This window comes from Nostoc sp. DSM 114161, from assembly GCF_052692665.1.
Genome location: NZ_CP195141.1, coordinates 2,115,046 through 2,127,464, shown reverse-complemented (window position 1 = coordinate 2,127,464; position 12,419 = coordinate 2,115,046). Strand labels below are relative to the sequence as shown.

At 41.6% G+C, this 12,419-nt stretch carries 11 protein-coding genes; 7 read left to right on the top strand and 4 right to left on the bottom strand.

The window, feature by feature from the left end; all coding sequences use genetic code 11:
- Positions 1–71: 71 nt before the first annotated feature.
- Both NSTC745_RS08995 and NSTC745_RS08990 read right to left on the bottom strand, forming a co-directional pair.
- Complete coding sequence (locus tag NSTC745_RS08995) at positions 72–878, bottom strand: DUF3598 family protein (RefSeq protein ID WP_445636840.1); 807 nt, start codon at positions 876–878, stop codon at positions 72–74.
- Positions 879–966: 88 nt separating this feature from the next.
- A complete protein-coding gene (locus tag NSTC745_RS08990; protein ID WP_445636839.1) occupies positions 967–1,869 on the bottom strand; it encodes a cell division protein FtsX in 903 nt (300 codons plus the stop codon).
- A 249-nt stretch (positions 1,870–2,118) separates the two neighbouring features.
- Here NSTC745_RS08990 and def point away from each other — a divergent pair, with 249 nt between their 5' ends.
- Both def and NSTC745_RS08980 read left to right on the top strand, forming a co-directional pair.
- Entirely contained in the window at positions 2,119–2,682 is a 564-nt protein-coding gene (gene def, locus NSTC745_RS08985; RefSeq protein ID WP_445636838.1) for a peptide deformylase, read from the top strand.
- A 10-nt stretch (positions 2,683–2,692) separates the two neighbouring features.
- On the top strand, positions 2,693–2,896 hold the full coding sequence (locus NSTC745_RS08980; RefSeq protein WP_096534973.1) for a hypothetical protein: 204 nt from the start codon (positions 2,693–2,695) through the stop codon (positions 2,894–2,896).
- A 63-nt stretch (positions 2,897–2,959) separates the two neighbouring features.
- Here the strand turns inward: NSTC745_RS08980 and NSTC745_RS08975 are convergent, their stop codons facing one another.
- Entirely contained in the window at positions 2,960–6,505 is a 3,546-nt protein-coding gene (locus NSTC745_RS08975) for a WD40 domain-containing protein (protein WP_445636837.1), read from the bottom strand.
- Between the two features lie 938 nt (positions 6,506–7,443).
- Between NSTC745_RS08975 and NSTC745_RS08970 the strand changes: the two genes are divergently transcribed.
- The 5 genes from NSTC745_RS08970 to NSTC745_RS08950 all read left to right on the top strand — a co-directional run bounded on the left by NSTC745_RS08970 (position 7,444) and on the right by NSTC745_RS08950 (position 12,194).
- Positions 7,444–7,683 carry a hypothetical protein gene (locus NSTC745_RS08970; protein ID WP_445636836.1) on the top strand — a complete coding sequence of 80 codons (240 nt, stop codon included), beginning with the start codon at positions 7,444–7,446 and terminating at the stop codon, positions 7,681–7,683.
- A 115-nt stretch (positions 7,684–7,798) separates the two neighbouring features.
- The gene (locus NSTC745_RS08965; RefSeq protein WP_445636835.1) at positions 7,799–8,032 is read left to right on the top strand and encodes a hypothetical protein; all 234 of its coding nucleotides are present in this window, start codon (positions 7,799–7,801) and stop codon (positions 8,030–8,032) included.
- Positions 8,033–8,091: 59 nt separating this feature from the next.
- Positions 8,092–8,892 (top strand): PD-(D/E)XK nuclease family protein, encoded by an 801-nt coding sequence (locus NSTC745_RS08960; protein ID WP_445636834.1) that lies wholly within the window; start codon positions 8,092–8,094, stop codon positions 8,890–8,892.
- Between the two features lie 157 nt (positions 8,893–9,049).
- Entirely contained in the window at positions 9,050–9,691 is a 642-nt protein-coding gene (locus NSTC745_RS08955) for a GNAT family N-acetyltransferase (protein ID WP_445636833.1), read from the top strand.
- 118 nt (positions 9,692–9,809) lie between these two features.
- The gene (locus tag NSTC745_RS08950) at positions 9,810–12,194 is read left to right on the top strand and encodes a single-stranded-DNA-specific exonuclease RecJ (RefSeq protein WP_445636832.1); all 2,385 of its coding nucleotides are present in this window, start codon (positions 9,810–9,812) and stop codon (positions 12,192–12,194) included.
- Here NSTC745_RS08950 and NSTC745_RS08945 read toward each other — a convergent pair.
- Entirely contained in the window at positions 12,181–12,306 is a 126-nt protein-coding gene (locus NSTC745_RS08945; protein ID WP_445636831.1) for a hypothetical protein, read from the bottom strand. The genes NSTC745_RS08950 and NSTC745_RS08945 overlap by 14 nt on opposite strands.
- Positions 12,307–12,419: the final 113 nt, after the last annotated feature.

Sequence of the window (12,419 nt, the reverse complement as noted above, 5' to 3'; positions counted from 1 at the left end):
TAGTCTAGTTTATTGGCAATCGTCATTGATTGTGGTTAGATGAGCTTGATTGGCGATGCAGAACAAATCCTTTACACCCTTTGTTCGGTAACTAAAGTTAGGCTAACCCATTCGCCTTTGTCGTTATAGCTGCGAATCATTCGCTGGCGGAGGTTTGGTTGGATTAACCAACCGGCTTCTAAAAATAAAGGTTGACGTAATTGCACTTTGAGTGGTGAAGTTGCAGAAGCACCATCAGGTAGGAATAATACTTGTATCTGCTTTTCGGGATTTTCATCAAACAGAACAATGGAACCTTTGATCGTAGCAGTTGAGGTAATTGTGCGTTCTGCAAAAGAAGTATTTTGAATTAATCGCCCAGTATTATCTAATTGTAATTTGAGAGTTGTAGAGTAAATATCTGGCGATCGCAAATCTCGATATATTGTCACTGCTTGACCTTGCCATTCTCCTAACAAGTCATCTAACTGCAAAGGTGGACGTTCTGTTGTTGGGGTTCCAGCTAGATGTTCTCGAATGAGGGTTAGTTCGCTGAGATTACCTGTTTTATCAAATAGTTGCACCAGACGCAAGCGGCGATTTTCACGAACAAAAGCGAGTTCTCCACCGAATTCGGAAAATGGCCCTAACTGAATTAAACCTTCAGAAAACGATCCATTTTCAAAAAACAGCAAACCTCCTCCCACAGAACTAAATTCTCTGACTAAATCTCGTCCCGAACGGCTCAGAGTTAAACGCACTTTCTGGCTACCATTCAATTGTTCTAGGGAAAGACGGCTAGGAGTATCACTCAAAAGTGTACCTTGGGGAGAAAAATTAGTGAATGAACCTTCCCAAACACCGAGATTTTCTAAAAAACATTCCCATTGTGATTTCATAGTGATTTTGTCCTTTGTCATTTGTCATTGGTCATTTGTTATTTTTCTTTGGTCAAAGGACAAAAGACTAATGACTAATGACTAATGACTATCCTTTAGCAAAACGTCTGACAGCAAATAAGCTTCCAATTAATCCTACCGTGGCACCGAAGCTCAAGAGAATTAGAGGCAATAATAAAATTTGGGCTGGAGTGAGTTGTATTCCGTTAGTGATTACTTGAATAAACTCAGGTTGATTGGTTAGCAATTTACTGAGAAACTGTTGAATCAGAGAAATGAAACTCCAAGCGATCGCACCACCGACTAAACCAAAAGTAATTCCTTGTAAAATGAACGGGAGATAAATCCAAATAGAAGTTGCTCCGACTAGTTGCATAATTTCAATTTCCTGGCGTCGCGCCATGACAATCAGGCGAATTGTAGTGGTAGTCACGGCGATCGCTGTTACAGTCAAAATAATTGTAATTGTTAAAGTAATCCAGTTCAAACCCCGGTGCAACTGGGCAATTCGTTTGACTGCTTCATCGATATACTGCACCGTTTCAACTCCCTGTAACTTAGCCAACTGGGTTGCTAAAGTTGGTACGACTTGGGAATTACGCGCTTTCACCTTAATTTCATCAACTAAAGGATTCTCGCCTAGCTGTTGCGTAACACCTTCAATATCCGAAATTCTCATTTCCTTAACTAACTTATTCCAGGCTTCCTCCTTAGTAATTGTTTGTATCGCTGTTACCTGTGGCATTTTTGCTATCAGAGGCTCAATGCTTTGAACTTGCATATCCGGTTCGAGATAAACTGATACTTCTAGCTGGCTACCGAACTGGTAGAGAAGTTTTTCGACTTGCCAAGAAGTTTGCAAACTCAAGCCGAATAAAAATAACAATACGGTCACAGTACTGACAGCTGCCCAATTCATCCAACCTCCCCGCAGTAAACCAAGGAAAGTTTCTTTGAGCAGATAGTCAAGTTTCGTGAGAGATTTCAACACAAATCACCCCAGGCAAAAAGTTAGAATTCAGGAGTCAGAAGTCAGAATTCAGAATTCAGGAGTCAGAATTCAAGAGTCAGAATTCAGGAGTCAGAATTCAGAATTTATAACTCAGAATTTAGAATTCAGCACTCCCTACCTCCCCATCTCCCCATCTCCCCACCTCCCCACCTCCCCATCTCCCCACTCCCCACTCCCCAGGTTGATAGAATTGAAGTAGGAATTTTCACCATCTAGCCATCAAGACTCATGCCCTCTGAAATTGCTGTCGAGAAAAAAAAGTTAAAAAATCCACCTTTGGAGCTTCATTATTTAGGCGATCGCGTGCTGCGTCAAGGTGCAAAGCGGATTTCTAAAGTTGATGACGAACTCCGCAAACTGGTGCGCGAAATGCTGCAAACTATGTACAGTAAAGATGGCATTGGTTTGGCTGCTCCCCAAGTGGGAATTCACAAACAATTAATTGTCATTGACCTGGAACCAGACAACGCAGCGAATCAACCTTTGGTGTTGATCAACCCCATAATTAAACAAGTCAGCCGCGACATCTCCGTTGCCCAAGAAGGCTGTTTAAGTATTCCCAATGTATACCTGGATGTAAAGCGCCCTGAAGTCGTGGAAATCGCCTATAAAGACGAATATGGTCGTCCCCAAAGTTTAAAGGCTAACGACCTATTGGGACGCTGCATTCAGCATGAAATGGATCATCTCAATGGCGTGGTGTTTGTAGACCGTGTAGAAAACTCCTTGACTTTGGCCCAGGAGCTATCTAAAAATGGCTTCTCGTATCAAGCGGTGAAACCAGTAGCATAGGGGGCTAGTAGTGTATTTAACTCCAAAAAGCGGTTTGTTTCTGGGTGCTTGTTGTGTAAGTGCGATCGCAGCTGTCGGTTCGATTTTTGAACTCAGTTACGGACAACCAGATTTCGGCGTCACAACCACAGCAATTATCCTCGCATTAAGCATTCCACTCACAGGTTTATTTTTCTTTGCCGCAGTGAGGGACGCAAGGGCTAACATGAAATAAGCATCAGGTACATAAAAAAGGTAAACGGATGAACTAAGAGTACTAACTTCATCCTTTTACCTTTTATTTTTGTTCTGTATCTTCTACTGCTCCCAAGGCTTTGAGCGTCATCAACTGTGCTGCCGTTAAGCCTGTGACTTTAGCGATCTTCATTCCTTGGTAGAGTTTTGGCGATCGCAGTGTTTTTAAGCACTCACCAGTGTGCATATCCCACAATTTAATCGTCTCATCTTCACTGCCACTAGCCAAAGTTTCACCATCAGGGCTGAAGGCTACCGACCTTACCCAGCTAGAATGCTCGTGCAAGATTTTGAGGCATTTCCCATCACGGACATTCCATAACTTCACTGTCTGGTCTTCGCTGCCAGTAGCCAAAGTTTCACCATCAGGACTGAAGGCTACCGACCGTACCCGATTGGTATACTCTTGTAAAGTTTTTAGGCATTTACCATCGCGGACATTCCATAACTTCACCGTTTGGTCTTCACTGCCACTTGCGAGAATTTCACCATCAGGGCTAAAGGCGACTGACCAAACCCAATTGGTATGCTCCTCCAAGCTTTTGATACACTTACCCTCGCGAATATCCCATAACTTCACTGTTTGGTCGTCACTGCCACTTGCCAAAGTTCGACCATCAGCACTAAAGGCGACTGACCACACCCGATTAGTATGCCCTTCAAAGGTTATGAGGCAATTTCCGTCAGCAATATTCCATAATTTCACTGTTTGGTCGTCACTGCCAGTAGCTAAAGTTTGACCATCGGGGCTGAAAGCAACTGAACGCACTCGATGAGTATGCCCGTGTAAGGTTATGAAGCAGTTTCCGTCACGAACATTCCATAATTTCACTGTTTGGTCTTCGCTGCAACTAGCCAAAGTTTCACCATCAGGACTGAAAGCAACTGACCAGACTCGATTAGTGTGTCCTTGGAAGGTTTTAAGGCAGTTTCCGTCACGAACATCCCATAATTTCACCGTTTGGTTTTCACTAGCACTAGCCAAAGTTAGACGATCGGGACTGAAGGCGACTGACCGTATTCTATCGGTATGCCCTTGCAAAGTTTTAAAGCATCTGCCATCACGAATATCCCATAACTTCACCGTCTGGTCTTTACTGCCACTAGCCAAAGTTTGACCGTCAGGACTGAAGGCAACTGACCATGCCCGATTGGTATGCCCGTACAAGGTTTTGAGGCACTTGCCGCCAGCAACATCCCATAACTTAACCGTTTGGTCGTCACTGCCACTAGCAAGAGTTTGACCATCAGAACTGAAAGCAACTGACCAGACACGATTGGTATGCCCGTGCAAGGTTTTAAGACACTTGCCGTTACGAACATCCCATAACTTCACCGTTTGGTCTTCACTACCGCTAGCGAGAATTTTACCATTGGGACTGAAAGCAACTGACCGTACCCAATTGCTATGCCCTTGGAAAGTTTTAAAACATTTGCCGTCGCCAACATGCCATAACTTCACCGTTTGGTCGTCGCTGCTACTAGCGAGAATTTCACCATCAGGACTGAAGGCGACTGACCATACCCAACCAGTATGCCCTTGCAAGGTTTTGAGACACTTGCCGTTACGAACATCCCATAATTTCACTGTTCGATCTTCGCTGGCACTAGCGAGAATTTGGCGATCGGGACTGAATGCAACTGACCGTACCCTACTAGTATGCCCTTGCAAGGTTTTGAGACACTTCCCATCATGGATGTTCCATAATTTCACCGTTTTGTCGTCGCTACCACTAGCGATTTGACCATCAGGGCCGAAGGCCACTGACCATACTGGACTGCTATGCCCTATCAAAGTCAAAAGTGATTTACCATCTGCAACCTGCCATAACTGAGTTTTACCATCAACATCACCCGTAGCCAAAAGTTTTCCTTCAGGACTAAATGCTACCGATGAAATACTACCCAAGGTTTCGGCAAAAATGGATTTAGCAAGATTGCAACCAGTAAAATTAACATTTTGCAAATTTACATTTTGCAAATATGCTTGCCAAATAATCAGACCAGAAAAGTCATAACGGTTCAAATCAACTTGTAATTGACAAAGCATATTCAAGACATTTCCGACTGTATAGCCCGGTTCTGGTGGAAATGTTTCTCGGAGTTTCGATACAATTTGGATTAATTGGTTTTTTAGATCGTTAGGATTGAGAAAAATAGTTTTTAACCTATCTAAAATTGGTTTAAGTATCAAACTAATTTGAGTATTTCTAATATAATCTTTGGCTGTAGCTTCAATGAGAGCATGGCTTTTAAATATTGCAATTTGCCCATTAGCAATTTCTTGACAAATATCTTCTAATAGACGGTCTGTTATATACTCCATTACTACAGGTTGGAGTGTGAAAGTAGCAACAGAATTAATTCCTTCTGTAGCTCTTTCAATTAGAGAACGCCGTCGTAGAGATTCTAGTGCTTCTAGTAATTCTCTTTTTGGTAAACGCACAATATCATCTAACAATTTCTCTAAAGAAACAGGATCGCGCTTAATTGCTAACCAATAAATAATTTCTGCTTCTGGCTCTGACAAACGCTCAAATTGCTGCTCTAATAAATTACGGGTGTCGCCAAAAATTATTTCTCCTTCATTGAGAAAAGCGGCGATGTCACCAGCAAATAGCTCCCGAATCGGCTCAGAAACTAACTTTAGTGCTAAGGGATTACCTGAATATTTTTCAACTAGCTTTGTCCAATCTTGCTTTGAGCCAAATATACCTTTATCTTTAAGAATTTCTTGCCCTTCTATTTCGCCTAAGCCAGGTAATAATAATGTTCTGACTGGTGATGTTTCTCCCTCTAAAGGTGCAAATTCTTTGGGTTTTTCGCGAGAAGTTAATACCAAACAACTTTGATGCGCTTCTTCCCCGATTCGTTTGAGTAGTTGGCCGTAAGGTTCGTATCCTTCTTTATATTCTCCGGCACGCTCTCCTCCTTGCAAAATCGTTTCGGCATTATCTAAAACTAAAAGACAACGCTGTTTTCGTAAATATTTAATCAGTAAAGTTATTTGACTATCTACAGTTTCTGGTAAATCAATTTCTTTTTCATCAGATAAAAATACGATCGCCTCAGCCAAAAGTTCTTTGAGAGGTGGGGCATTGCGGAGCGATCGCCAAATCAGGTATTCAAAATCATATTGCACTTCCTCAGCTAACTTTACAGACAAAGTGGTTTTGCCAATTCCTCCCATGCCTAATAATGCTACTAATCGGCATTTATCCTGGACAATCCATTGCTTGAGGCGAGACAGTTCTACTCCTCGTCCGTAGAAGCTACCACTGATACTAGGTGCTTCACCCCAATCTGGAGGCTTGCTGGCAATGTGCAGACTAACTGAAGATGCTCGATACTCACTTTCAATTACTTGCTGTAACTTAGTGAGCTTTCCCGGCCCGACACCGCTGACATGAAATTTTTTATAAACCTCGCTTAATCTTTTGCGTACTGCCTCGGCGCTAATTTTCAATTCTTTAGCGATCGCGTTTGGCGATTTATCCTCAACCACACCTAACAACACCTCTAGCTCGCTGCTAGATACGCCTCGTTCTTGGGCTAAAGCCACGACAAAATCTTGGGGAATCGCACTCATGCTCTCACCAATGCAAACTACACTCCCAATGTTAGCTCACTATGTGAGAAACCAATCTCTCAAACAGGACGGTTAAGCTAACTGTCTATAGTTCCTGTCTATTATGGCCAGAGGCAGAAGGCAGGAGGCAGGTGGGTCACTGAATCTCGACTTCTCTACGAGACGCTACGCGTAGCTTGCTTCCCCGGAGGGGTACGCTCGATTTCCGCGAAGCCGAAGTGAGGCAGGAGGTAAAACTATTACCATTCCTAGCATTCACGCTTGTCATTATGTCCTAACCTATGTGGCTACGGCTAAACTTTGGTGATTGTTTGACAATTTTCTCACTTTATATCTTGACTAAGTAACTAAGTTACTTTATAGTGAGTTTAACACTAGTTAATTGAGTAACTTAGTAAGTTTACAGGTAACTCCATGAAACTTAGTGAGTAATGCCTCGATTCTGAATATTGTCAAAAAGGCAAGTATTCCAAGTATGTTGTCATTCTAGGGCTTGATGCGCGTAATCTGCGTTCTGCGCCATCACGAGCATTTAGCGCCTAATATGAATTTTCAAATTGCCATTGCAATTTATCTAATACCAATTCTCTGCAACAATGCGCTTAATGATTACCCCCCGCCTTCGGCGTCCCCCTTTACCAAGGGGGGACTACAGGGGGGTAGAATTAAGCTCAACTTCATAGAGAAATGGTATAAAAGTTAATCGCGTTGAGATTAACCTTTTTTCTCTCTACTTGCCTTCAAACATAAATTTCCTTGACTCACCTGTATTAATCTCAGGGCTTAATTTTCATTATCTACAAATACCAAGCTAACTCGATTTAGGAGTATGGCCGTAGTTTTCCTTAACTTGCTAGGAGCAATTTTATAACTATTCGCTCCTGAAGTCGGGTATGTGTTGGCTAGCAAGATTCAACTGTCAAAAAAGGACAAAAACTATGAATACCAATCTCAAAAACGATGAAAACCGCTTATTTAAGTGGGCTACTAAAGGGCTGAGGTTTTTTCTCTATACTCTACTAGGTTTGGGAATTGCCTTGATTCTATCTAAGGTGCTTGGCGCTGTCTCCATCGCAGGGATAATTTTATCCGCAGCTTTATGGCAATGGTTGTTTCGGATAGCAGTTATTTTGTTTTGTTTGTTTGCGATCGCCATGATTATCGAATCTTGGCGTTAATTATTTACTTTCTGATTTAGGAAACAGTAGGAATCGCATCTCATGTTGGAACTTAATCAATTGCCTTTGGCTATCTTTTACTTTAGCCAAAGGCTTATTCAAAGGGAATTATACCATGCCAAACAACAGCAACAGCAGTCTAAAAGAAACTCTTTCGCCTGTTTTAGTCATCTTAGTCGCAGGGTCAATTTCTTTAGCAATTATTAACAAAGATAATCACCCTGCATATTTCGACATAGTTAAAATAGCTATGGCCTATAGCTTTGGCTCGATTAAATCTCAGGGAAAAACTCAAGATTCTGAGAAGCAGAACGATTTGGAGAACGATGAGGACGGTAGTAAAAAATAACTCTATAAAAGTTGAATTTGGAGTGGGTTGTTGTTAAACATTGCTTCTACAATAGAAGGATGCTATCAACTACCACTCAACTACTACGACTTTCTCAAGGACAACTCAATTTACTAGAAGCTTGTCCGCGTAAATTCCAACACACATACTTAGAACAACTCAATTCGCCGACAAATCCCGAACACGAAGAACGGCAAACTTTAGGTAGTCGCTTTCACCTGCTGATGCAGCAGCGAGAAATGGGTTTGCCAATTGATAGTTTCCTCCAAGCAGATCCTCAACTACAAAGCTGGATGGCTGGTTTTGCTGATGCAGCACCAGAAATTTTAATGTCTGCAACTGACAATCAAACTTTTCGTGAAAGCGAACACTACCGCACTCTGCAAGTTCAGAACTATTTGTTGACGGTTGTCTATGATTTATTGATTGCAGATAACCAACAAGCACAAATTCTCGACTGGAAAACTTATCCGAAACCACCTCATAAACGCAAGTTAGAATCCAACTGGCAAACACGGCTTTATATGTATGTTTTAGCTGAAACCAGCGCGTATTCGCCAGAAAATATTTCCATGACTTACTGGTTTGTGCAATCTGAAGGCAAGCCACAAAATATTAAATTTAATTACAATACTGCTCAACATACAAAAATAGCAAAAAAACTTAATCAACTGTTAAATCAATTAACTAATTGGTTGGAAGATTACCAAAATAACATACAGTTTCCGCAAGTTGCGGAGGGTAGTAAAAGTTGTAATTATTGTACGTTCGTCAAGCGATGCGATCGCACAGGAGTCACTGAAGAAACTACTAACGATTCTTTGCCAAATATTGATAGCATTCAAGAAGTATCACTTTGATTTTATCTGCACAATTGTGTTGCTAAAATATATTCTTAATAATTGTAGATGTGGGAAAATTAAAAATTAATATATCATTTTTTAAATCTAAAGTCCTGGTTTATTTAGCTAAAATTTCGGAATCATCTAATATAAATAAATTACAACTTCTAAATGTATGTCCAGCTTTGACGAAACTGAAGCGATTTATGTTCGCGAATTAGGAATTGATGACATTTCTCCCGTTTATCATTTGGGTGAAGAATTATTTACCAGTGATTTATATCCTTATTTATACCGCACTTGGGATGAATGGGAAGTAATTGGACTTTACAATACAGATCCAGAATATTGCCTGGTGGCTGAAAGAGACGGAGAACTAGCAGGCTTTGTTTTGGGAACCATAATTACCAAAGCATCTTGGACTTATGGTTATATTTTATGGCTGGGAGTAAGTCCTAAATTTCAGCGTCGGGGAGTAGCTGACAAGTTAGTTGATAAAGTCGTCGCCCGCATGATTGAAGATGGGGCGCGGTTCATGTTAGTAGATACTGACCCCACCAATGTTTCAGCATTAAAGTTTTTTAATCGCAAAGGTTTTGGTAATATTCGTCAGCATATTTTCTTGTCGATGAATTTAAGCAAACATGAATATTATGGCAGATTAATTGATTACGAACATCAAAAAGCAGAAAGAGCAGGTTACAGGCGATCGCGTCCAGCAATTCGCGCCCGTAAACCCGATAGTGCTGCTAATGAAATATTACTTAATCCCTTAGTGAATGAATCTCAAACCACGGAAGATCAATCGCCAATTTAATAAAACTAGAGACGTTGTTAATCGCGTATCTACAAGATTTAACAGAGAAATTGCTTTCAACAAAACACAAATTAAAAAACTATAAAACTTAATTTATTACTTTCCTGAGCTTCTTTATATGCCAGAACAACAGTGGACTCTAGCAACAACAGAACAACCGCCAGAGTGGTTCGTCCAAGCGGTCAAACAGCATACGCCTGCATCAAATGGAGTGTATGCAGCACAATTGTTGTGGCAACGGGGAATTAAAGAAAAATCGCAATTATTAGCTTTTATCTACCATAAAGCTTATCAAGCAGCAAGCCCGTTTGAGTTTGGACAAGAAATGCATCTGGCGATCGCCCGCTTACAAAAAGCGCGTAAAGCTGGCGAAAAAGTTGCGATTTGGGGAGATTTTGACGCTGATGGGATTACCTCCACCGCCGTACTTTGGGATGGATTGGGAGAGTTTTTTATTCAAAATATCGAGTTAAGTTATTACATTCCCAATCGCTTAAAAGAATCTCACGGGTTGAACGATCGAGGAATTGAGAATTTAGCAAAACAAGGTTGTAAATTAATAGTCACTTGCGATACGGGCAGCACAAATATTAACGAAATTATTTATGCTAAAGAATTAGGTATCGATGTCATAGTCACCGATCATCACACATTACCTGAAGAACGCCCGCCAGTAATATCAATTATTAATCCGCGATATCTGCCAAAGGAACATCGGCTATTTAATCTTTCTGGGGTGGCGGTAGCTTATAAATTGGTGGAAGCACTTTATCAAAGTTTGCCTGATATTCCCCAACATCCATTAGAGGATTTATTAGATTTAGTAGCAGTAGGATTAATTGCCGACTTAGTGCAGTTGAGTGGAGATTGCCGCTATTTGGCACAGTTGGGAATTCAACGACTGCAAGCAGATTTTCAACAGCCACCGACAGCGCGACGACGACCGGGCGTCGGGCGATTATTAGAATTGTGCCAAAAAAGTGGCGATCGCCCCACAGATATTTCCTTCGGTTTGGGGCCTAGAATCAATGCCGTTAGCCGCATCCAAGGCGATGCTAGTTTCTGCGTCGAATTATTAACCAGTCGCGATAGCAAACGTTGTAACGAATTAGCCGAAGTTACAGAACTGGCAAACACTCGCCGCAAATCCTTGCAAAAAGATGTACAAGCCCAAGTAGCACAAAAACTTACTCAATTAGATTTATCAACCACCAGCGTCATTGTCCTGGAAGATCCCCAATGGCCTGCCGGTGTCTTGGGCTTAGTCGCCGGACAAGTAGCACAAGAAACAGGACGCCCGACGATTTTGTTGAGTACAGAGGGGCTGGGGGGAGACAAGGGAGAGGGAGGAGAAAATTCTACCTTTTCTATCTTGTCTACCTTGTCCCCCTCATCCCCCGCGCTTGCAAGGGGTTCCGCCCGTTCGGTGAATTCCGTCGATTTGTATCAACTGGTGAAGGATCAAGCACATCTGTTGCACCGCTTTGGCGGACATCCCTTTGCAGCGGGTTTGAGTTTGCCTGTTGAGAATATTCCTTTATTTACAGCAGCAATTAATCAGCAGTTACGGCAATCTTTAGGCGGTACGACTCTCACGCCAACGGTGCAAGCAGACATAGTGGTAAAAGTTGCAGATTTAGGGAAAGAATTATTTTTAGAACTGAAATTGTTAGAACCTTGTGGAATGGGTAACCCCGTGCCCAAATTGCTAATTCAAAACTGTTGGTTTGAAAATAGTTGGCATCGCAATCAGCAAGATTGGCGAGGAAAAAAGGTACAGTATATTAAAACTGAATTTGATATTCGGGATGATTCAACTAGAAGTCCCTTTCCTGGTATTTGGTGGGGACACTACAAAGATGAATTGCCTATAGGCAGGTGTGATTGTATCGCAGAACTCGACTACAACACCTTTAAAAAACGCTATGAAATTAGATTAATTGCCGTCCGTCCAAGTGAAAACTCAGCATTCAGTACTCAATATTCACCACTCATCCTCGACTGCCGTAACCTTCCAACTCCCCACTCCCAACTCCCCACTCCCTCACTCGTGCTTGAACATTGTCCGACGAACTGGGATGATTTACGTGCATGGTTGCGACGATGTTTAAATAGTAGCGTTGATAACCAAAAACAACTAGCGATCGCTTGGTCTAAACCCAACCACCAATCACCAAAACAAATTTGGCAGACCTTGGTTGGTGTTGCCAAATATCTCAGCCGTACCAATCAATTAGTTACTCGCGTAAAACTTTTAGATAAACTTGGGATTAGCGATCGCACCTTATTTTTAGGAATCAAAGCTTTAAAATATTACGGATTTACAGTTACAAGAGAAAACCGCGATTTGCAAATTACGTGGAATCCTAGTAATGTTTTTGAAACTAAGGGTGATGCGGCTGTTAGAGAATTTGTAGCCGCTGTTAGCGAAGAACAATTCCAGCAAAATTACTTTGCAGAGGTGCCTTTATCTACCATTGTTGCCATGATTAATAGTCAGTAATGCGGCGATCGCTTTTAATATTTATCAGGTTAGGATTTTTTGAAGTGCGATCGCTAGTCCTGAACTGGTAGCAGCTTTTAGTACCATTAACTAACTCTAAGTAAGTCGGCACTAATATTTCAAGCTATGTTAGAAAACTTAAATCTAGGGTGCATTACTGCTGAGGTACGGCATCGTTAACAATTCAACTATCATCTAGCGACCCACTGATGGTCAAAAGGTGCA

What these genes read in the sequence shown, in the direction of transcription:
- NSTC745_RS08960 (WP_445636834.1), top strand. Translation starts at nt 8,092, where the DNA reads ATGCTATCAACTACCACTCAACTACTACGACTTTCTCAAGGACAACTC.
- NSTC745_RS08965 (WP_445636835.1), top strand. Translation starts at nt 7,799, where the DNA reads ATGCCAAACAACAGCAACAGCAGTCTAAAAGAAACTCTTTCGCCTGTT.
- NSTC745_RS08975 (WP_445636837.1), bottom strand. Translation starts at nt 6,505, where the DNA reads ATGAGTGCGATTCCCCAAGATTTTGTCGTGGCTTTAGCCCAAGAACGA.
- def (WP_445636838.1), top strand. Translation starts at nt 2,119, where the DNA reads ATGCCCTCTGAAATTGCTGTCGAGAAAAAAAAGTTAAAAAATCCACCT.
- NSTC745_RS08970 (WP_445636836.1), top strand. Translation starts at nt 7,444, where the DNA reads ATGAATACCAATCTCAAAAACGATGAAAACCGCTTATTTAAGTGGGCT.
- NSTC745_RS08950 (WP_445636832.1), top strand. Translation starts at nt 9,810, where the DNA reads ATGCCAGAACAACAGTGGACTCTAGCAACAACAGAACAACCGCCAGAG.
- NSTC745_RS08995 (WP_445636840.1), bottom strand. Translation starts at nt 878, where the DNA reads ATGAAATCACAATGGGAATGTTTTTTAGAAAATCTCGGTGTTTGGGAA.
- NSTC745_RS08955 (WP_445636833.1), top strand. Translation starts at nt 9,050, where the DNA reads ATGTCCAGCTTTGACGAAACTGAAGCGATTTATGTTCGCGAATTAGGA.